The organism is Falsihalocynthiibacter sp. S25ZX9 (assembly GCF_041205405.1).
Taxonomy (GTDB): Bacteria; Pseudomonadota; Alphaproteobacteria; order Rhodobacterales; family Rhodobacteraceae; genus Falsihalocynthiibacter; species Falsihalocynthiibacter arcticus.
The window spans coordinates 1-330 of record NZ_JBGFCD010000148.1 but is presented as its reverse complement, the minus strand read 5'-3'; the positions used below and the strand labels follow the sequence as shown (position 1 = coordinate 330).

The 330-nt window shown below is 56.4% G+C and carries 1 protein-coding gene; it reads right to left on the bottom strand.

All coding sequences use genetic code 11. The annotated features are described in order from the left end of the window. On the bottom strand, window positions 1-330 hold a 330-nt coding region (locus AB9F29_RS21660; protein ID WP_369757218.1), incomplete at both ends, for a type III pantothenate kinase.

Sequence of the window (330 nt, the reverse complement as noted above, 5' to 3'; positions counted from 1 at the left end):
CTGCATGCAAGCAACTGTGTTTGTGCCAATAACTTTGGCGGGTTTGGTCACATCCACGTGAGGGAGGGCGGCGGCGGCTTGGGAAATCGCCTCGAGGCTCAGGTTTACGCCTTGCGAAATAACACCGCCGATATAGGCGCCATCTTGGTCAACCACATCAAAGGTGGTCGCGGTGCCAAAGTCCACGATGATTAGGTCGCCGCCATAAAGGTCAAAGCCGGAAACGGTATTCACAATCCGATCTGGTCCCTCGGCGGTTCCCGCATCAACCAGCACGGAGACCGGCAGGAGGCACTCTGGTTTACACACCACGCTCGTACGGTTGTTGAA